Origin of the sequence: uncultured Gimesia sp. (assembly GCF_963976445.1) — a bacterium.
Taxonomy (GTDB): Bacteria; Planctomycetota; Planctomycetia; order Planctomycetales; family Planctomycetaceae; genus Gimesia.
In genome coordinates, this window is record NZ_CAXBKP010000014.1 from 149,218 (window position 1) to 172,965 (window position 23,748).

Below are 23,748 nucleotides of genomic sequence, written 5' to 3' on the forward strand. Positions count from 1 at the left end.
CCTGAATATGTTGGTGGTTGAAACACATTCAGAATACGACACTCGTCAAGGTGTATTTCGTGGGCCGGTTACGACCTTCCTTGGTCAAACGTCTTCACACACCAACCCAAGGAAGGTTTTGCCAAACACAATTTTCAGCGAACTGGCAAAAAATCGGAAATTAAACACGTGACTGCGTCACGCTGGAGGCGCTGCGCAATCACAAATCAAAATAAAAACAGCGGCAGTGCCATTCGTCGCTGCCCCCTTTATCTGTTCTCTCCCTACTGTTGTACAACGAATGCAAATTTATATTTTTCTATATCATCCTCACGAACAAAAACATGAAGCCATCCGGGATCCCAAGGAAATCCGTCAATATATGGTTGTCGGCTAGGGTTAGGGGTATCAAATTGAAATAATTGCTTATAGCCATCAGAGTACAATTTCTCAAATGCTCTGCCAACAAGCGCTATATTATCAACATAAGGTGTACCACCAATCTTCGAAAATGGTATTACCATATTTGTTTCACCACTCAACAAATCAGATTGCAGTTCCCCTATTTTTATTTTATGACAAGTGACATCAGAGGGTATACTTAGACCAGTGGATGACTTTTCGTTTTTGTGAACAACCGCATGAATCAAATTGCATTGATAAAGTGGCTGATTATTATATGAAATTATATCGCGTTTTTCATCAACACCATTGATATCAAAGGAATAAAAGATTGATACAGACCATAATTCATCTAGCACTATGGTACAAAAGTATTTTTGTTCGTTCACATCATAGATTGGTTTAGCGTTAAGAGGTGCGATTCCCCCAATCTTTGATCCACTATCGACAGGCTCTTTTTCATACTCAAGTGGTATGCACAATTGAGTACCAAGTATTTTCGTTAAATTCATCTTCCCCTTCCTATTTTACGAGCATGAATTAAAACGGCCCTTCTTATTTGTTGCACAATTTTTTCACTCACCCCTGCCTCCCTCAAGACAATCAAATTTTTATTTATGATTTGAGTCCGAGATAATTTAGCTAAATCCTTAGCAAACCAGACTCCATGTTTTCTTTGTAATTTTTGGATTGTAGACGCATGAAGTTCACGAGGCAATGCGATAGCAGGGTTCTGAGTAGAAGCAGGTCCTACACCTCGCCCTTTTGCAAGTCCACGTAATTCTAAAAAACGATTATTAAGTACTTCGTGTCCAGGAAGATTTGTACTGAAACGCCCCACTTTATATGGAAGAATATCAAATGGTAAAACAGCCCCCCCTTTGACATGGCGAATAACTGCATCGAAGGGGTAACCCCTATTTAACAATTCATCTACTTGAGCATTCTGGGCCGTAGTCAACTGACTTCTGATCTTTCGAACCTTAATAATGTCAATTGGGAGAGGAAGACCACCTAGAGGAGTAGAACTTGCGTCAAGTACTATCTCATATTCTCTGATCAGATTTCCAAGTTTAGAATCAGGCCCATAAAGTGATTTTAATTTTGCAAGTCTTGTTGCAAGTATTCTCGCCCCAGAAACTGTTCGAGATAATATTGCTGTGATAACAGGTGCTGCTAGACCATCTGTCCCAACTTCCAAAAGAATTATTACTAAAATCTCAACTTTTTGAAGTCTTTGTAGTTCATCTTCAGACAAAGGTAAATCAAATTCTTCAGGCGGATTTAAATCACCATATTGGTATCGGTATCTTTCGGATACCGTTAAAGTATCGATCCACGCTCTAAGCAATTCTTCCCTAAGTGTTTTATAATTCGTAGCCTCTGAATCAAGAATTTTATTGAGTTCTCGTTCCAGTTTGAGATATTCCTGCACTTCAGGGTGTTCTCGATTAAGCCTTTTTGACTCATAACCGCTTCCTTGGAGGACAGAGTATGCTCTCGTGACTATAAAAGCCTCTTCAGGAAGACCTTCAAAGATCTTCCGCATTTCTTCCCTTATATTAGCTTTATCACGCGCATGTGACTTGAGAGTTAGTAAAACTTCTATTGCTTTATCTCTAAGTGCTAAATGCTTTTCAATATCACTGGCAATGCCACCTTCGCCGGGTTTATTGATTTTAAGAAGAATTAAACTTCCCCCCAATCGAACATACTCTTCAACCAGTTCGTTAAGTCGATCCTTATAATGCAAATGGACGTCGTCTCTTAATGTTCCTGTTATCAAAAGTTCCTTGATCAGCTTAATTCGTTTTCTGAGACTATTCAGTTTTTCTTGTTGACTGGGTGAATTCGCTCTGTCATTGAGAGCATCCATCAGTCCTCTTGGATCTGTAAAGATCATGTCAGTGAACTTGTGCCGTTCGCGTGTTTGTTCATCTAGAAAGGCTTTATATTCCCCAAGGATATCTGGTAGAGAAATTATATGGCGGCCCCATTCTTCTCGGATGAGTTTACCGCCTTCTGTATCGTATTCGCGGTAGATCCAGATGGTGCCGTTGTCAAAGCGTTCCCAGTAAGTGCCGTCGGGGTCGGTGCCTGAGGAAATTGGCGGCAAATCGGTGCGCGGGGCGCGGCCGGAACTGCTGCCGTAGCCGGTGCCGAACAGGGAAGTGCCGAAGGGGAATATACCTTGACCGAAGAAGTTGCCGGGCATGAGGCCTGCTGCAGCCGGGTTGGGGATATTGAACGGTGTTGCCTGGGGGCCATCCCAACCGCCAGTTGCGTTCGGAACGTCCGTCGGCGGGAAATCATGGTCGTCAAGGGTGACTTCGACAGTACCATCGGCGTGTGTAGTGGTATTCAGACCGTTGCTGGATCCCTCAGTGGTATTGTCGCCGGTTCGCTCTGTGTGGGAATCGGAAGTGTGCGTTTCCGTGTCACCGGTCCGGCTGTCGAACGCTGTGACCAAGCCGTTATTTTCAGAATTGTAAGAGTGCAGTTTCAGACCAGCGTTGCCTATAATCACGTTCCCGTTTTCGTCGAAATACCGAGTGTAGTCGAACTCGTTGAAATAGGTGCTTCGGGCACGGGAAGTCACATGGTAGACATAGTTCGGGTTAACATCGACTGTGATCGAGAATGAATTGTTGGTGTGTCCCCGCTTGATACCGTTCACCCGTTCATTTTCCAGCGTGCCGGTTTTGTGCTGGGTAAATTGATTGCCTGCACTTTGCGAAAAGCTGAATTCAAACCCATCCCCGCCGGCGGACATCGACATAAATACATTGTTGGCGATAAGCTGGTATTCGGTGTAGTCGCGGCGGGTCAGTGTGCCGTTTACGGTGATAAAATGCTGTGTGGTCACGGTTTCGTCGACACTGGCGACCGTCATTTCGAAGGTGCCGTCCATGCCATAACCGCCGCCCCCCATAGAACCTTCAACGGAGACAGTGGAATCCTGACGATCACGGGCTGATCGCATTGTTTCGCGACGACCGGTTTCAGAGACCACGCCGTCAAAATCGGTGGTCTTGACAGCATTGACTTCGGAATCGACTGTGGAGTTGCCCCGAATCAGGATCTCGGCATTCACCCGGAAATCACTGCTGGCGTTATTGGCGCCGCCGATTCTGACTTCGTTTTTCATCTCTTCTTCAGTATGGCTGACAAAGTCTTCTGTCAGCACAGTCTTAGTGTGTAGTTTGCCGGGAGAATCGGGATCGGTTTTCGAAGTGATTGCTTCACTGGTATAGCCGTTATAGGTGGATGCACCGGAAGACTCGTTTTTCGAATTGAAGCCGTTATTGCCGCCACCTTGTTCCGCGCGGACGACCATATCCCAGGTCTTATCGGAATTTTCGGCATTCTCTTCAACTGAATGGAGATAAAGATCACCGTTCGCTTTTTCGACGACATACGTCGTAATAGAGACCGAGGTGGCGCTCTTTCCCTGGTCTTCATAATAAGTGGAGGATGCAGAGAGGGAGGGACCGGGTGAGACCGTTTGCGATTGACTGTCGTCGAGTCCTTCATCAATGACGGGAACACTTTGGGAAGCATCAAGCGTTTCGAACCATGAATCGCCTTCCTGGACATCCTTCCCATGTGATGCCGCTTTGTGCGAGATGACGTCAAAACCTGCATCACCGTAGAAGACAACGGTATCTGTTGAAGTCGAGGCTAAGAACTCTTCGCCTTTTTCCTCGGACTCGGAATGAAACTTACTCAGTCGGAAATTACCGCCATTATGGTTAAAGGTTCTCCCGGAAGCTGCATCGCCGGTCGCGGCGCTGCCGACGGTGAAGGAATCGAGGTAGAGGCCCAGATCGCCGAAGATGGGAAGCGGCGCCAGGCCACCAGCAGTGGTCAGTGCCCCTGCATTCGCTTCCAGATCACCTTTCACGGCTGCCAGGAGATCGTCTATCTGGAACGTGTTGATGTAAGGAATAAAGTGAGTGACGCTGATTTTTTCAGACGTATCTTTGATGTCGAAATAAGACTCGTCCGTATAGTTGGCAGTGGTCTGAATGGTGCCATAGGTACCGATCCTTGGTGTTGCAAAGAGTGCATAGGCATTCTGAACATCGATGGTCACAGTTGCGTCGGCTGTGTCCCCTTCGGAATCCGTGACTCGTACAGCAAACGTAATAAACGGTTCTGTTTCGTAGTCTAACGGTTCAATTAGGGTGACGGCCCCTGTGGTGGGATGGATCGAGAAACCGGTAATTGTTTCTTCGGGAGCGAGGGCATAGGTCAAGTCATAACCTTCAGGGCTATAGCCATTGAGTTTCCCAAGAATCGTGCCTGTGCTTTCCAGTTCAGAGACATCCTCGTGCAGACCGGTCAGCGACGGGCCTTCCAGGACATTCGAGACATGAATTGTCAGTGTGCCGACGGTTGATTCCATTGAGCCTGAGAGATCTGACACACGAATCTCAAGTTGATGTGACGTAGTGGTTTCGTAGTCGAGCGGTTCGAGTAATGTGATATCGCCCGTCGATGCATTGATGGCGAACTGTGTGATGGTTTCATCCACGAAGGCATAGGTAATGGTATCCCCTTCCGGATCTGTTGCCCCCAGAACGGCTCCCAGAACGATTGGTTCTGCTGGATCGTTTACCAGAGTGTGTTCCGATTTGGAGACTGATAAATCCTCAAAGATGGGAGGCTCGTTGAGATCGGTGACGATGACATTGATTGTATAGTACATGGATTGGAGTTCGCCTGGATCAACTGCTCTTACGAGAAGTGAAGTCAGGGCCGGGTTTTCGTAATTCAATTCTGCTTTTTGTCGGATCTTTCCTGAGTTATCAATGGTAAAATAGGTACTATTTAAATATCCAATAAAACTGAATGTCAGCTGCGAAGTTTGTCCTGCATCCGGGTCTGTAGCAGTGATGATCTCAATAACGAAGTTTTCATCAAAGGAGCCTTCAGCGACAGTGATGTCGGTCACCGTACTTGTGATCTCAGGTCGCTCATTGACATCGACAACATTCACTTGAACGGTAATCAGGTTAAGTACGGCACCTTGCGCGTCCCTGGCTTCAATATAGAAAAATTCCCTGTGGGGATAGGCACCATAAGATTCGTAGTCGAGCGGATTATTGAGTGTGATATTCCCATCGGAACTGATAGAAAATTTCGGGTTAGTATTTCCAGTGTATTCATTATAAGAGGCGACCAGACCATCCGGATCAGACAGGAAATCCTGGTGTCTTGCATCGGCAATTTCGGTTCCTGCTGGCAGGTTTTCATTCACGTCAACGACGATGGGGGAGAAAACAGGATCTTCTTCTACATCGGTTACATTGATCGTAACATGTGCCGAGTCGGTCAGTCCGGCAGGATCCTCAACGGAGATGAAAAACGTGATTCGTGATTGTGCTTCATAATTTAACCCAGTCAGCAATGTGATTTCTCCATTAGCACTGTTGATGGAAAACTGGTCTGTTATTGCAGAGGGAGTACCACTACTAAAGCTATATTCGAGTGTTTGCTGTTCTGGATCATAGGCACTTATTTCATCAATTAAGACTGTGCCCACCGCTGTATTTTCGGCGCCGGTCCAGGAGTAGGAACTGGAATTGAAATACGGATCGTCATTCACAGGGATATAAGAAATATAGATCGTAACAGGAACTGTGGAATAGTTTCCTTCAGCGTCAGTTGCTTTCACTGTAAAGTTGTGTTGTGTCTGTGTTTCATAATCCAAAGATGCCCATGGAGCGCGTGAGATCTCACCAGTTGACGACGAGACGACAAATTTGTTATCTCCTGAGAAACGTGCATAGGTAATAGGACCGCTTGCATCAGTTGCCGAAACAGAACCAAATGGTCCAGTACCGACACTTTCGTCGACAGTCCAGGAGTAACTGCTTTGGTTAAAGACAGGGGGATCTGTGTCTGTAGTTTGACCAGGACCAACCGTGATGGACATGTAGGTAGTACTAATCTTTCCATCAATGTCTTGCACTGTCACTGTAAACTCGTAAAAAGATTGAACGCCAGCATCTAAAGAGTGACCCAGTTTTAGATAAACGGCCCCTGAAGTCGCGTCTATCAAGAAATCATTAGTATTGCCATTCGTTTCTGTAAGAGAAAACGATAGACTTCCTGCATTTTCTGGATCATAAGCATAGACAGATTCAAATGCGTTCAAGAGCCCTTCATTGAGATCATCAGCAACATACCAGACATAGCCGCTTGTTGGAGTCATACGATCTGATGTTGTAAATACCGGCGGATAATTTATCAAAGGCAAAGAAAACGACACAAAGGCAAAGAAACTCGAGCTGGAGGCGGCCATTGATTCTGTGACGAGAATCTTGATGCCGGTGGTGCCTGTGTTGCCTTGGCCATCGGTGGCTTGTACTTCGATATTGAAAATCGAGTTTGTCAGGCCTTCCAGCGATGTATTGAGGGTGATGACGCCCGAGGTGGCGTTGATGGAGAACAGGTTATGGTTTTCCACTGGAAGCAGGCTGAAGGTGACTTCCAGCCCGTCAGCGTCGAATGCATCGACATCGCCAATCTGTGCGCCAAAGAGTGTGTCTGCGGCGACAGACCAGGTGTAGTTGTGCTCTTCGTTGTAGAAGATCGGCGAATCGAAGACGTCTTCCACAAAAATGACGACTGAAGTTCTGGTTGATCTTCCGAGACTGTCAGTCGCGACGACTTCAAAGCTTTCTACTGTGGAGACCTCATAGTCCAGAGCGGTGAGCAGCGTTATATTTCCGCTGGCGTCGATGGCATATCGGGTTTCTGGTGTTTCGACTCCTTCTGAATCGGTATGGATCAGGGTGAAATCCGTGATCAGATTTCCCTGAAAATCCGTTGCAGTGATGGTTCTTACCAAAGTGCCGACGGCTGTCTCTTCGGAGAGTGTCAGTACATTTTCATTCTGGCTGAAGTGAGGATTTTCATCGACATCGTTGACGACCACATTGATTGTCGTCTCTGCGGAGTTCCCCAAGGGGTCGGTCGCTTTGACGGCGATTGTCGTCTCTGTGATTGTTTCGAAGTCGAGGGCTGTATCAAGCGTAATCGCACCGGTCGCAGGGTCGATGGAGAAGTATTCGCTGCCTGAAGTTAATTGGAACGACAGCGCATCGCCTTGTGGATCGTATACCGAAAGAGTACCCAGAACGGTTCCTGCAGGGGTATCTTCGTCAATGTCCCAGATTGTGTTTTCGTCATCAAAGACTGGGGTATCATCGATGTCGGTGATATCAACCTGGACGGTCATGGACGTGGTATTTGTGCCATCACTGGCGGAAACCACGAAGGATGTGGAGGTACTGGTTTCGAAATCTAACAGTTGGGTCAGGCTGATAGTGCCGTTTGCATCGACAGAGAACAGGTCTCCGCCGGTTTCGATCGCGTATGTGATTGCATCTCCGTCACTATCGGTCGCCGGCAGTGAGCCAATGACGCCGAGAGCGGTGTTTTCGGCAAGACTCCACTCGATTTCGTCTCCGTTTTCTAGAAATTCGGGTGCTTCCTCTGGATCGTCCAGCACGGTGAGTTCAAAAGAAGTGGTAGAAACGTTTCCGTCTTCGTCGTACGCCTGCACGGCGAATGTGTAAAAGTCTCGGGTTTCATAGTCAAGTTCTCTTTGATACAAGACTTCGCCGGTCTCGGGGTCGACTTCTTTTTTGAGTGTGATGACTCCACTATTTTCATCAATCTCAAAGATCGCTTCACCGCCGATGAGCCGGTATTTGAAAGGATCTCCCTGAAGATCAGTTGCAGATACAGTGAAGATCTCAGGCAGCCCCGGAGCCGTTTCGGAAAGCGAGCGGGCGTACCCTTCCGCTCCAACACCTTGAAACTGCGGCGCATGTTCGGCACTGGAAGTGGAATTGGCAGGTAATCCTGCACCGGATTCGCCATCTGAGTTCAACGTTCCGTACGTGACCAGATTTTGATAATCGCGCTCGTAGCTGGTTTTTTCATTTTCATCTAGATTTAATCGCTTATTATCGTAAATGCCTCGTTCCTCATACACAGTGAGAGGATCGCTGGTATCAAGAATTTCGAAGTCGTTATGTTCGGTGAGTCTATAATTACTCCCTTTTTTCTCCAAGGCATTTGTTATCAGATGGTTCTCAGTGAAACCATTGGCATCGACGTAATCATCTGTGAAGACAGATGTGGAAAAAGTGGTATTGACATAGAGATTGACGCCACCTGAGGGACTGACGGGACCACTTTTTTCAAAATAACTGGTTACTGCGATTATTGTGCGTTGCACATTATCTTCACTGTTGTCGATTTCAAGTAGGTCTGAGTTGGACGTTTGTGTGAAGGTACTGGACCCATTTTCCACAAAGTAGGTCGTATCTTGAGATGTATTACTGCTGGTGGATTCTCCTTCCAGCGGTTCTGTCCAGTTTTCACCGGCATCGGCAGAGGTGGTGACATCGACGCTTTCGTAGGTGGAAGTGCCCCCGTTCTCGACAGACCAGTATGCAGAACCGTTCTCTTCATAGCTGTCTGAAGCGTTGAGATGGGTTTCGATCTTGTCTTTTGTGCCGTGGACCGATTGTGTGGAAGCCTGATAGATCGAGAAATCTCTGATGCCGTCCGTTTCGAGATACTCATAATCGTCTGTCTGTTCAACAGAGAACGTTTCCTGGCGTGAATCGCCGGTTTCATCAAGCGATTCCTCGAGTGTAGTATAGACGGCGGTACCTGACTCCGAAGAGGACCAGTCGTAGTTGCGTGTTTCTCTAAAGTCATCACTGGTGGTGATCAACGAAGAGATATTTGGGGTTGAATCATTATAAGAGAGAGTGTCACGTGTATGCAGCGTTGTAGTACGATTTCCTGAAGATCCATCTTCGTAGGTGTCTGTGCTGGTTGACTTATAGATGTCACCGGCTTCCGTGATCGGGCTTGCAAAGTCGTAGCGTTTATGGCTGCTGACAGTCTTCGAGTTCGAGCCCCAGCCGGTGGTTCCCTGGTCACTGGATTCAACCAGGGATGTCGAAATGATATCGATTAAGGGATCAACGTTATCTGTTGTCGACGTTTCCACCGTGGAATTATTGAAGTCATAATCGGTGCCGTGGGAATTCGAATTATAAGTTGAAGAACCTTCCAGAAGACCGTTGGACAGAGTCTCATTGATAAGCTCGGAAGTGGAGTAAGCATCGCCGCCATAATTATTCAGTATGTCCACAGAGTCGAACGTGGATTCAATATTACGCACGCTGGTATCTATGGTATTGATGGTTGTTTGTGAATTGACATCATATCCGCTTGATCCTGAAGAGGTATATTCAGATTCTGCGGTTCCGGTGACGTTTCCGTAACGGGAAGCGGTAGCTATGGTCTTGTATTGCGATCCGTATGATTCGGTGGTTGTTTCGTCCACTTCGAAGTAGTTGGTCCCGAGTGAATTCGTTCCATCCAAATCTTCACTGGTGGTTTTAATGACGGTGTGACTGGACCCCTGCCCGGAACTGAAACCATTGTCCGAATAACTGAAGTTGGAATCGAATGTGTTGTCGGCCAGCATTTTTCCGTCATACGAAAAGCTGTAGCGATCCACACTGTTGTCGGTAGAATTAACAGCGATGAAGGATTCAGTGGTGATATCCCACGTGTATTCCGTGATCCGGTTTCCGGAAAGGTCATAGAGGTCTTCTGTGGGAGTTTGCGTAATGGTTTGCTTGACGACTCCAGAGATCGGTGGAGACGTGAACTCTGTATGGCTATATGTACTCTCTCCTGAACCAGAGTACGCGAAGTCTTCGTCTACAATGTAATCGCTTCTAGGGTCTCCCTCAGTATAGCCCGTATAATCAACGGTTACTTTTGAGTGTTGTAACCAGCTGTCCCGGTCACCAGGTGAGCCACTGCTATTCCCACCAAAGGAGACAATCGTTTGGAGTGTCCCCACCAGTGGTTGCTCCGCTTGGTCGAGTTGCGTTTCGTAGATGTGGGTAACTTCATGCGTGTTTTCATAGAAGTCCATATCAAATTCATAGATTTCTTGCGCAAGAACCGCGGATCCCCCAATATCTGCGTAAGTGCTTTCTTTCTTGGATTCAATTGACTGCTTACCGAAATGTGTATTCGATTCGGAGGGGAGATTGACATTAATTCCAGAGACGACAACACCACCATTGACAATGCGCGTGGTGAGTGTGGAGGAAAATCCGTCTTCACTCATTTCTTCTTCCGCAAATTCAGCGCCAAACTTATAGTTATCTTCGATGGTTTCAACCAGAGTCTCTACGTACGCTGCCCCTGCGCCTGCGGTATGAGTATAACTGTAGTTCCTTATTTCCCCATGAACCAGCTTAAAAGCATTGCGGTGTCCTTCGACTGAAGACCCACTGTAGATCTCCGTGTAGGTATAGCTCGTTAGCAGCGTATCAGTATAAACTGAGCCTGATCTACTTTGATCGCGGTACGAGTTGAAATCGATCGAAACTTTATAAGACCCGCCCCCCCCCGTGGCGTCTTCATAAGTCTGTGGTGGAACATCCATCGAACCATCATCAAGAGTAATGACTTGCCCGACAATCGATGGGTCATTCCCTACTGAAGGATTATTGAGATACTCATCGATGGCTCCCAACTGGGTTTCGAAATCGGGCAGGACGGCCCCCAGTTCGGGAATATCAATTGTGGCATCAAACCGATCTGAGCGGAAATCCCCAACGGAAGAAAGGGGGTCAATCACAATTATAGTGACTGTCGCTCTGCCATTACTGGATTCATATTCAAATGTGGTCGATCCAGAGAAGCCGGGACTGGGAGTGAAAACGATGACATCTCGATTAGACCCACCGGCGGCAATTTCTGTCACGCCGCCGGATGCGGACTCGACTGCCGTGATGGCATTAGGAGCGTTCGTGTCATTTAGCAAGACATCCAGTTCGACCGATTCTTCTAGATTCGTCACGGTCAGGTAATAATAATCATCTACAGCATTCGTTTCTGCGGGAGGATCTCCGAGATCATTATTCTTGATCGTACCAACGGCGATATTGTCGACGATCGTGACGTCTAGTGATTCTGTGGAATTAAGATATTGAGGGTCAGAAATTTCAACAGAGAACGATTCAGAATTTTCTTCCTCACCATCATCAACCACATACACAGTGACAGTACCAACTGTCTGACCGGCCGCTATTGTCACAACGTGGTCGACGAGTGGGGTAAAATCTGCATCAGGGCCGCTGTCGCTTGCCGAGCCAGCAATCGTAGTAACGTTGAGTGTAAGGTCTTCAGTCAAAGCCTGATTCAGAGTAATGTCAAACGTGAAATCGCCATGTTCCATGTCTGATACATCTCCAATACTGAGGGATAATCCAGTATTTTCGATGATCGTTCCCACTCCTCGTACGGGGCTGGCTGGAATCACCGGGGTAATTGGAGTTATGACTTCCCAGATCGGGACAATCACTTCTCCTAGTGTGACATAAAAGGTTTCCGGGGTTTCGATGATGTCATCCTGGATGATTGGGACCGTAATTGTCTTGGTTAACAACTCTCCGGGGGTAAATAATAAGTAATTGTTATTAGGGTAAAGCAGACTGATTTCACTAGGTGCCGATTGAAAGCTAGGTGTCGATTCAAAATCTTCGTTCGCTGTTGCTGTATTACCTTCTATGAGAAAGGGAATGACGATCGTAAATTGCGCGGCGTGATCTAGGGTGACTGCAAAAGTCGCTGACGCATCATTTTCGTTTACTATGACATCATTGATGCTATAGGAGAGGCTGTCATTATCTTTGATTGTCCCCCTGCCAGTATCGGCCTCGGGGTTGATGCTGATAGACCCCGGCTGACTCGTGCCACCAACTAATGGGTTAGAGAGTTTGATGGTAAAAAACTCAGTCCCTTCAAAAAAGTTGTCATTAACAATATCAACAACAATCTCTGCGGTTCTCTCGCCCGCGAGAATCGTGACCAGTTGATTTGTAGTGACGCCGGAAAAATCGACTCCATTTTCTGCTTGTGTGCCAGCGAAATCAATATCCACAATATTAGCCGTTACAGTCACATCTTCATTTGAAACTTCGCTGAGTGTCACAGTGAAGACGGCTTGCCCCGCGTCTTCATCTACTATCACATCGTCAATGGCGATACTGCCGGAATCATTATCGTTTATCGTTCCAATTCCCTGGCTATCACTGATTATGATCGTATTGTTGTCGGAGACTCCACCGTATTTTACATCGTCCAGGTTGATGAAATAGGTTTCGGTTTCCTCGATAAAGGGATCATTATAGATGGGGACAATCAAGGTTTGAGTGGTTGCACCGCCTGCCTCGAAGGTGATTAGCTTGTCGTTTAATATCTGAAAATCAGCAAATACGGCAGAGCCACTGGCACCACTGGCCAAAACGGTTACTTCTTCTGTTACAGGCTGATTGAGCGATATAGTGAACTCTGCAAACTGTGCGTCTTCCTGGACCGTCACATCATTGATTGAGACTTCAATCTTATCTTCATTCAGAATTGTAATTTCCGTATAATCGTCTCTGATGACAACGGGGTCTTGTCCCGTATTGATTGAGTCGCTTAACCGAACGTAAAAGGATTCAGTCAGTTCAACGATTTCATCATCTGTCAACGAAATGGTAATGGTTCCAACACCATCTGTGAAATTGATGACACCACTTTGCGCGATATAATCTCCGCCTGCAGAAGTTGCTGTTCCATCTATGGTTTCGTAGGCAACAGAGACGTCACCATCAACGGCCTGACTTAATTGGAGAGTGAGCTCAACGGTCCCTGCATTTTCGAACAATGCTGGTGGCTGCCCCATAGTAATTCTGGCTGCACTGGAGCTTTCGTTATCGACGATAGAGCCAAGCCCCTGGGAATCGACAATCCTCACACTTCGATCCTCAACTCCCAGTAGGTCGGTAAGATTGATATAGAAGTTTTCATAATAATCCAAAACGGAATCATCGGCGATCTCGACTGTTATCGTCTGTGCTTCACCCGCATTGCCATCAAAGTTAATTGTACCTGCAGTTTGGGTGTAGTCACCGAAGAGCGAACTCGCAGTTCCATCTTTAGATTCGTAGGCTACAGAAAACCCTGTATCTACTTCTTTGTCTAGCGTGACTGTAAAGACAGCATTGCCTTCACTCTCATTTACACTGACATTATTAATGGAAAGTGAGGCATGATCGTCATTAATAATGGTGCCGATGCCTTGTGATTTGGAAATGTATCCATCAGTTGGGTTCTCAAGCTCTACGATAAACGTTTCGTCTAGTTCAACAATATCATCGCCGTAGATTTGGATGGTGATATATTCATATTGCACAAGAGCAGTTGCATCAGCAGAAAAACTCACGGTGACTGGAGTGCTGATTTCGTTATAGTCGAGATCTGACGCCGTTCCAGTTGATAACGTCCTGTAGTCAATTGATCCTGCTTCACTCAGGTCCCCTGCTTTACTACCGGCTCTTTGGATTTCAAAAGTAACGAATTTTGATTGTCCAGTTTGTGCTTCGACAACGGTAACGTCGCTAATGGAGTAGGCAGCGTCTACATCTGTGATAGTGGCCGTACCTAATCCATCCGCGATTGTGATCTCTCTACCCGCTGCAATAAGATTACTTAAGCGAACGAAAAATATTTCTGCCGGTTCAAGTAATTGATCTTCGGTAATTGTGACTGTGATCGTCTGAGTCTCATTCGCATCCCCAGTAAAGTTCAGGGTGCCTGATGTCGCAATGAAATCGTTAGCAAAACTGGATGCGGTGCTATTTTCAGTTGAATAATCAATCGAGAATGGCGCGTCCACATCATTACTTAGTGTCACGGTAAATGTGGCTGTGGCCGGATTGATACCATCGGGAGATTTTTCATTAATAATGACATCATCGATCGTGAGTGATGCAGCATCATCATTTTTAATTGTTCCCATCCCTTGATCATCTGAGATGGTAACTAAAGGGTTGCTGACTGCATCAAGATTACTGAATCCAATCAAAACTAAATTGCTCAGATTGACGAAAAATGTCTCATCACGTTCGAGTACAGTATCGTCAGTTACGGGAATAATGATCTGTTGTGTCTCACCGGCATAACCATCGAAAGTGAGAAACGCACCGGTATCAGTGTAGTCAGAGTCAGCTATCGTTGCTGTATCATCGGCAGTCGCATAATTAACCTGGATTTGAGCGTCGACTTCGTTGTTCAGAGTAACCGTGAATACAATACTTCCAAGAGATTCATTCAAACTGGCATCACTAATTGAGAGCGAAGCATAATCGTCATTCAGAACCGTTGCTGTGCCTACGGCTTTGCTGATGATGATAGGCGAGTCTGTACCTTGCAGGTTTTCCAAATGTAACTGGAATGTTTCAGTATTCTCGACGCTCGAGTCATTCGTAATCGGTATGGTAATGACGTGTGATTCACCAGCAATTCCGACAAATGTGAGGGAACCAGAACGCCCGGAGTAATCAGAGCCTGTCAATAATGCCGTTCCATCTTCCGTATAATAATCAACAGTGAAACCGCCCGCGATGGGAACGTCGAGCGAAACCGTGAACCGGGCAACGCCTTCGTCTTCTGAGATTTCAATGTCATCAACAGAAACCGATGGTACACGTTCCAGTCGCATCGCATCTGCAATGACAGGTCCGCTCGAGCCAACACCATAGAGTTTAACTTCAATAACCCCATTGGCGTCCGGTTCGAAAATCCCGTCCCCTAAATCTTCCCAGCCAACTCCTTCATCCTGTAGGTCGGAAGTTAATGTTTTTTGACTGACGAAGATTGGGCTACTTGCAACTCCATTCACTTCATAGATAAGTGTCCATGATAGTGAGGTGTCCGGTTTCCAATAACGCGAGAGACGATAGGATCCGGGGGCCAGGTTCGAAAATGTCCAGAAAGCACTTGCAGTCTCATCACCAACAGGGTCTGCCAGTGAATCATCACCAAAGTCCCCGGTATTGCTCTGTGAATTCCAGGTTCCTGTGGTACTAAAACCACTATCGCCATCATCGATAATCATTTTATGATCATCGTTGAGAATAGTGCCTTCGCCTTGCGAATCTAACAAGACAACGGGATGATTCTCTGATTGAATATTGGACAAATTGACAAAGAAGATCTCATCTGCTTCCATAAAATCATCGGAGGTAATGGGGATAATAATGGTCTGGCTTTCATTTGCATTTCCATTGAAATTAATCGTCCCTGTTACGGCATTGTATTCCCCAGTGCTGCCATCGTATGTTCCGTAATCGTTATTTACTAATGTAGCAGTACTATCTGCTGTCGAATAATCAACCGAAAACGGGATATTCCCTCCACCGTTTGTAAGTGAAACGGTGAAAATAGCGGCTCCGAGGTTTTCATCAATAGTCACATCATCGATCGAGATCGATGCCGTGTCATCATTCAAGATTGTAGCTTTTATTTCAGCTTGTTCGAAGTAAATGCTGTCCATGTTCGCCAAAACAATTGAATCTGAACTCAGGTTGCTTAAATTGAGTAAGAACTCTTCATCAACTTCCAATACACTTTCATCAGTAATTGGGACTGTGATTGTTGTGCTTGAGACTCCATTGATCAGAATTTCATTTCCAGTAATTGTGACAGTGCCGCTGACTGAAGAATAGTCACCATCCAAGACAGTTGCCGTTCCGTCTGCAGTTGAGTAATCAAATGAAACGGAGCCTTGAATTTCTTTATCAACGGAGATGGTGAAAACAGCTTCTCCCGTGCTTTCGTTGACGGAGACATCGCTAATGGAAATCAGAGCACTGTCATTGTTTACGATCGTGGCGATCCCAAGATCATCCCGAATAAATACAGGTTCCACTGAAGATAACTCATTTGACAGTTCCAGATAAAATACCTCGTCAAATTCTACAATGGAATCAGTTGAGATTGGCACAACAATCGTCTGTGTTTCGCCGCTAACACCCGAGAACGTTAATGTCCCGGAAACGGAAGTGAAATCGGATGCATCTGCTTCCTGGAAACCTTCTGGTACTCCATAGGTTGAGGCCGAAACAGTTGCGTAATCGACTTGGACCGCAGAGCCAACATCTTTTCCATCAAGAGTCACGGTAAAGGTAGCCATTCCTGCTTCTTCATCAACGGAGACATCGTCGACAGTGAGAAAGGCATAATCGTCAGTCCCGATGGTAACCTCTTGGGACATTTGGTCAGAGCCGGGAATTACATTTAAACCTCCCGTATCAAGTGACATGTTAATATAAAATATTTCATCCGGCTCTATTTTTGTATCGCCATAAACTGTCACTGCTGCATCAAGCTCAATAATTTGGAAGTAAGAATAGTCTCCAGCGGGAATCGTTATGATTTGTTCAACTATTGGTAGATAGTCGCCATCAGCTGCTGTCGCAGTTCCATCAGCAGTACTAACTGTCAGATAAAGGTCAGCTGCGATTGGGCCTTGGATGGCAGCGGCAAATTGCAGCTGTCTAACACCACTATCTCCTTCCTGCGAACCCGAACCCGAAGCACCGTATCCGATAAGTGCCCTGTCATCATTCGTAATCGTTCCTATCGCTTGAGAATCGCTGATTGAGACCGAACGGTCACCGACTAGCAGGTTACTCAGGTCAACAAAGAATGCATCATCAAATTCGACAACGTTGTCACCGTTGATCATCACAGTAATGGTCTTGGTTTCACCTGCTGTACCGTCGAAACTGAGGGTTCCGCTTGTTGATTCATAGTCATCATCTCCCACAACTCCGGCATCACTCGCGGTTGCAGTATCATCACTGGTCGCGTAGTCGAGGGTGAACCCAATATCAACGGCTTTATCAAGAGTGACGGTAAAAGTCGCCGTTCCAGATTCGCTTACTGTAACGTCATCAATTGTGATCGTTGCACTGTCATCATTCTGAATGGTACCGACTGCTGTGCTATCTCCGATATCCACCAGAGACAGCGCAGTAGTACCATTAATCTGAGGGTCTGAGAGAACGACTGTAAATGTCTCGTCCACTTCGACAATATTGTCACTGTCTACGCTGACGGTAACCGTTGCCGTCGTTTGGCCAGCGGCAAATGTGACCAGTTGATCGACGATTGCTGTTAAGTCGTTCGAATCAGCTGTACCGAAGACCGTGTTGACCAGAACTGTCACTTCTTCTTCAGACGCCTGGTCAAGGGTAAGCTCAAATTCAAAGACACCATTTTCTAAAACTGTGAGATCATTGCCGATACTGAGAATCGCACTATCTGTACTTGAAATAGTGCCAAGACCTTCTGCATCAATTACATCGACGAATCCTCCCACTGTTTGCAGGTTTGCAAAATTGACGTAGAAGTTTTGGGGCATCTCTACAAGCGTGTCATCATTGATCGTGATCGTGATCGATTTGGACTCTGCTGTAGTTCCGTCAAAATTTAAAGTACCACTCAAGGCATCATAGTCATTCCCTGCTATCGCCGTACCATCACTAGTAGAGAAATCAATGGCGACAGGTGCTACCACAGGTTTGTCTAAAGTTACGGTGAAAGTAGCAGTCCCCACGAGTTCATCGACACTCACGTCATTGATGAATAGCGTCGCGTTTGATCCGGTCACTGTGACGTTCACAGTCGCTGTATCGGTCCCTCCGCTTGAGTCGTCCAGTTTATAGGTAAACGTATCGGTATGAGTCTCTCCAGCTGCCAGCCAGTCAAGTTGACCATTCGGATCGTAATTGAAAGTTCCATCAGAATTGACTGTCAGTAACGCGCCCGATGCGAGCGTAATCTGACTACCAACGTTTCCAACAACACCAGCCACCTCAATAATTGAAAGAGTATCCGTCGTATCCGGGTCACTGTCTGGACCATTGCCATGATCGGCAAAGAGAGTCCCGCTGATGGAGTTGCTCTCATCAGTGGAGAGGACGTCATCTTGAGCGACGGGTGCATCTTGGACGGCATTGACGTTAACAGTAAATGTCCGAACCGTTTCTCCTCCCTGGTCATCGGTAACTTTTACTGTAATGATCGCTGAACCGTTTTGGTCTGCTGCAGGTGTGTAAGTCAAAGTCCCAGTGGAATTGTCTGAGGTGTAGGTGACGCTCGGATTAGAAATGAGATCCAGGTTGTCACTGGTTGCCGATACTGTAAGTGTTTGTGTTTCACCTCCACCTGCAAAGATCCCTGTCAAATTAATCGTCTGCTCCAACGCGTCTTCATCAATCGCTACGGGATCTGGAATTGCATCCAGTGCTGGCAGATCATTCACGCCGGTAATGGTGATGGTCGCGGTCTGAGCCACAATGCCGCCGTTGCCGTCATCTACATTGTAGGTGTACGTGATAACTTCACTTTCCCCGGCTGCCAGACTGCTATAGATACTCGGGTCGATGCTCAAACTATTACCATTATCGGTAATCCCGGATGCATCACCGCTAATGAAAGTTAGATCTGTGACGTTGAGAATATCACTCAAATCCACATCGCTGGTACCAGTCAACAGATCTAAGCTATAGCTGCCGTCATCTTCCGTGACTGTGGAACTCACTGCTGCACTAACCGTGGGGGCGTCATTCACTCCCGTGATCGTGATGGTCGCGATCTGGGCCATTACACCGCCGTTACTGTCTGTCACGTTATAGCTGTACGTGATGACTTCGATTTCTCCAACCGCCAGACTTTTATAAGCACTCAGAGTAATGTCGAGGCTATTCCCGTTCTGAATGATGCCAGATGCGTCCCCACTCACCAGAGTCAGACCACTCACGCTTAGGATATCACTCAAATCGACATCGCTGGCCCCAGCCAATAGATCCAGGCTATAGCTACTGTCGTCTTCTGTGACGGAAGAACTCACCGCGGCACCGACTGTGGGTACGTCGTTCATGCCGGTAATCGTGATGGTCGCGGTCTGGGCCACAATACCGCCATTGCTGTCGGTCACGTTATAACTATAAGTGATGACTTCGCTTTCTCCGACTGCCAAACTGTTATAGACACTCGGATCAATACTTAGACTGTTACCATTATCAGTAATCCCGGAGGCGTCACCGCTGAGGAGCATCAGACCATTGACACTAAGGATGTCACTGGTGTCCCCATCGCTGGCACCAGTTATCAGGTCCAGGCTAAAGCTGCCATCATCTTCTGTGACAGTGGTACTTACGGCGGCACTGACCGTGGGTATATCGTTAACACCGGTGATCGTGATGGTCGCGGTCTGTGCTACGACACCACCGTTGCCGTCAGTCACGTTATAGCTGTACGTGATGACTTCGGTTTCCCCAACTGCCAGACTGTTATAAGCACTCGGAGTAATGTCGAGACTATTTCCGTTCTGGATGATACCGGAATCGTCTCCGCCTACGAGTGTCAGACCACTCACGCTGAGGATATCACTCAAATCGATATCGCTGGCACCAGTCAATAGATCCAGGCTATAGCTGCCGTCATCTTCCGTGACCGTGGAACTCACGACAGCGCTGACTGTGGGTACATCGTTCACGGGATTGACAACAACTGTAAAAGTATGAGTGGTTTCTACACTCAATTCATCAGTCACTGTGATTGTGATGAGTGCAGAGCCATGTTGATCGGGATTGGGGGTTAACGTGAGTGTTCCCGTTGAGTCTCCGGGGATATAATTTACAGCGGGATTTGGAATTAAACTGACGTTATTACTGCTGGCCGTCACGCCTGTGACCTGTAGGCCACTGACGCTGGCGACGATGCCTGTCAGATTGACTGTCTGTTCGGGAGCATCTTCGTCAATCACGAGGCTGTCATCATTTGTGATCAAGGCGGCTCCCTGACTCTGAGACAATATCACACCACCGGTGGCAACCAGATTGCTCAATGTCACCAGCAATGTTTCCGTGAGTTCAATATCATTGTCATCAGTCAACGTGACGGTGATAGTCTGTGTCTCGCCGGCAGTACCGGTGAAATTCAGTGTGCCGGAACCAGCCGTGTAATCGGTGCCTGCCAGTGCCGTCCCATCCAGAGTTGACCAGTCAACGGCGGCGCCCCCCTGCACCGCTTCATCCAATGTGACAGTGAACGTCGCGGTTCCCAGACTTTCATTGACAGTAACATTATCTATGGAAAGAGTCGCACTCTCATCGTTTGAGATTGTGCCTGTTGCCTGGGCATCGGTCAGTGTTACATCCAATCCTCCCGCCTGCAAATTCGAGAGATTGATAAAAAAGCTTTCATCTGCTTCGAACATTGCATCATCTGAAATCGTCACGGTGATGGTCTGTGTTTCGCCGGCATTACCAGTGAAATTTAGCGTGCCAGAACCGGCGATGTAATCACTGCCTGCGGCCGCAGTACCATCTGCGGTCGCCCAGTCAACGGCAACGCCCCCCTGTACTGCTTCATCCAAAGTGACTGTGAAGGTCACAGTTCCCGCGTTTTCGGCTATGGTGACATTGTTGATCAAGAGACTCGCGCTGTCGTCATTTGTAATTGTGCCAGTTCCACTACGATTCTCTAGTTCAAAAACCAGCAATCCGCTCGTACCGTCAGCGAGATAAATCACATCTCCAATTGCTTGTAAACCATTTGCAGAATGTGGTGTGTCATAAGCAGCAATTTCGAATATATTAGACGAGTCACTAACGTCCAGCACCTTGAGGCCATCATAACCGTCTCCGATATAAGCAATTGATCCTGCAACGTCCAAACTCAAAGCAGAACCGGGTGTGTCAAAGAACCCGAGTTCGCTGATATCAGCCGGGTCACTGATATCCAGAATACGAAACCCTGCACTGCCGTCAACCACGTACGCTATATCTCCGACGATCTTTACAAACTGTGCATAAGATGTGTCAAAAGACCCCAATTCAGTGATGCTGGCTGGATTACTAATATCCAATACGCGTAATCCCTCCTGGCCATCAGCTACATAAGCAATATTTCCGATTACTTCTATGCCAAAAGAATAACCAAGTGTATTAAAGGTCGCCAGTTCTGTGATGTTGGCTGGATCGCTAATATCTAGTAAGAGGAGTCCCGCAGAGTGATCAGCCACATAGGCTATATTTCCAATTACCTGCACGTCTCGGGCAGAACCAGTTGTGTCAAAGAAACCTAGTTCTGTGATATTACCCGGATTGCTGACATCTAACACACGCAGGCCACTATTAAAGTCTGCCACATAAGCAACATTTCCAATCACTTGAACAGTTCTTGCAAGACTTCCTGTGTCAAATGACCCCAGTTTAATTATGTTGGCAGGGTTACTGATGTCTAATACATGTAGACCGGCATTATTATCGGCCACATACGCTAGGTTTCCGACGATGTGAACATCTTGAGCACTTGAAGATGTATTGAAAGAGCCGAGCAAGCTGAGATTGGCTAATGCCAGATTCAGCTGAACCTCCCGACCATCGGACTGCAGGTTAGACAATTCGACAAAAAACTGCTCGTCAGCTTCGACTAAACCATCACCAAGCACATCAACGGTAATCGTCGTCGATGTTTGACCTGCAGCAATCGTTGCTGTACCACTCACTGGGGTGAAATCAGTCGCATCGGCGGTATCACTGACAGTGGTATAATCAAACGTGATATCCGCATCGGATGGATTGTCGATGGAAACAGTGAAAGTAAATTGTGTGGTTCCCAAATCACCTTCTGCCTGAGTGACATCGCCAATCGAAAGGACTGCTGCGTCGTCATTGGAAATCGTACCTGCTGCCTGATCATCAGCCAGCGTCACATTCAATCCTCCCGCCTGCAAGTTTGATAGATTGACCTGAAAGTTTTCATCTAATTCGACCGTGGAATCATTGGTCAGAGTGACGGTGATCGTCTGCGTTTCACCGACTGCCCCCGCGAAGTTGAGCGTACCCGAGCCGGCACTATAATCTGCGACCGCGTTGGCGGTCCCGTCGGCAGTAGCCCAATCGACGCTGATACCGTTCTGCACGGCTTGATTCAGAGTCACGGTAAACGTGGCGGTTCCTGCCCCCTCATTCACGGTTATATCAGCAATGGAGAGACTTGTACTGTCGTTGTCAGTCACTGTAGCGCTCGCCTGCGTCTGCTTGAGTGTGATCGCCTGACCGCCCGTGATGAGATTACTCAAGTTGACCAGCAGTGCTTCATCCGATTCCACAGCCGCATCATCTGTCAGATAAACGGTAATCGTCTGGGTTTCCCCGGCAGCGGTACCGGCAAAGTTCAAGGTGCCGCTCGTGGCTGTGTAATCACTCCCCGCGACTGCGGTGCCATCAGCGGTCGCAAAGTCAACAGAAAAGGCGCTGCCTACCGCCTGATTCGAAATAACGCTGAATGTTGCCGTGCCTGCTGATTCATCGAGGGTGACATCAGAGATGGAAACCTCTGCGGCCTTTTCAATCCGCATCGCATCTGCCAGTACATAGCCATCTGCATTTTCATTGGCCATCGTGACTGTAATCGTGCCACTCTCATCAACCGTAAAGTAGCCCAGATCCTGCCAGTCTTTGCCTGCATCACTCAAATCAGCTGAGAGGTATTGCTGATTAATCGTCTGTGAAACAGCTCCGCCTTCAATTCCGGAAACGGTGAGTTCGGTATTGGTAGCTCGATTGGTCCAGGGAGCCCAGAATCCGGAAATTCGGTAAGTACCTGCCAGAAGGTTACTAAACTCCCAACTGGCAGATTCACCCGGATGCGCACCAGGTTCCAGATAATGAATATCGGACTGATTATAGTCACTGCCGGGTGCGTTATCGTAGGCCCAGCCAGTGGTCGTAAATCCGGTGTCACCATCGTCGATGATTCGTTTATAGACCGAGTTATTGACATGGAAACCACCGCTGGTTCCAGTACCAGACAGATTGACGACATTCGTTTCCAGTGGATTGACACTGGTACCAACCGAACCGTAAGCATTCAGGATTGCCGTCGTGGCAAAGATCTCAGATCTAACGTCACCATTGTCCAAAATCGAACCAATCGTCGAATCTACGGCGACGATTCCCGCTGTAATCAGGCTGGTCAGAGTGATATCACTGTAGGCATCGATGTTGATATTCCCACTACCGGCATTGAACACCGTACCGGTATTCATGCGGATGACACCAATGTTGTTTCCACCCAAATAATTAACAGTAAAATCGAGATCGCCGGTTGAAGATTCAACTCGGGTATCTCCATAAAACCATACATTTCCATCAGAAATAATCGAGATATCTGTAACAACACTACTGATTACGGACTCACCGGTTGCCACAAATCCGTCGTCGGAAGCGGTTCCGTTCCCACCAATTCCATGAATGTTGATTTGAGCGGCATCCACGCTGGTCCCAGTAGAAATGATTTCTGAATGGTCCAGAAGGATTGCCGAATTATGGTAATTGGTACCGTTGCCTCCTCCCTGTCCGAGGAGTGAAACATCACCATCGATCGAGCTGACCGCAG

General features: G+C 47.1%; 3 protein-coding genes. All 3 read right to left on the reverse strand.

What is annotated here, in order from left to right:
• Window positions 1–263: 263 nt before the first annotated feature.
• Entirely contained in the window at window positions 264–893 is a 630-nt protein-coding gene (locus tag AAC022_RS16475) for a hypothetical protein (RefSeq protein ID WP_339732721.1), read from the reverse strand.
• Window positions 890–23,626, reverse strand: coding sequence for a Calx-beta domain-containing protein (locus AAC022_RS16480; protein WP_339732723.1), 22,737 nt, complete (start codon window positions 23,624–23,626; stop codon window positions 890–892). The genes AAC022_RS16475 and AAC022_RS16480 overlap by 4 nt, the downstream gene beginning before the upstream one ends.
• Window positions 23,539–23,748, reverse strand: a 210-nt coding sequence (locus AAC022_RS16485) for a hypothetical protein (protein WP_339732726.1), incomplete at its 5' end; no start/stop codon positions are given. The genes AAC022_RS16485 and AAC022_RS16480, both read right to left, overlap by 88 nt.

Bases quoted from the DNA above. Each gene is read 5' to 3' on its own strand.
- AAC022_RS16475 (WP_339732721.1), bottom strand. From the start codon at position 893: ATGAATTTAACGAAAATACTTGGTACTCAATTGTGCATACCACTTGAG.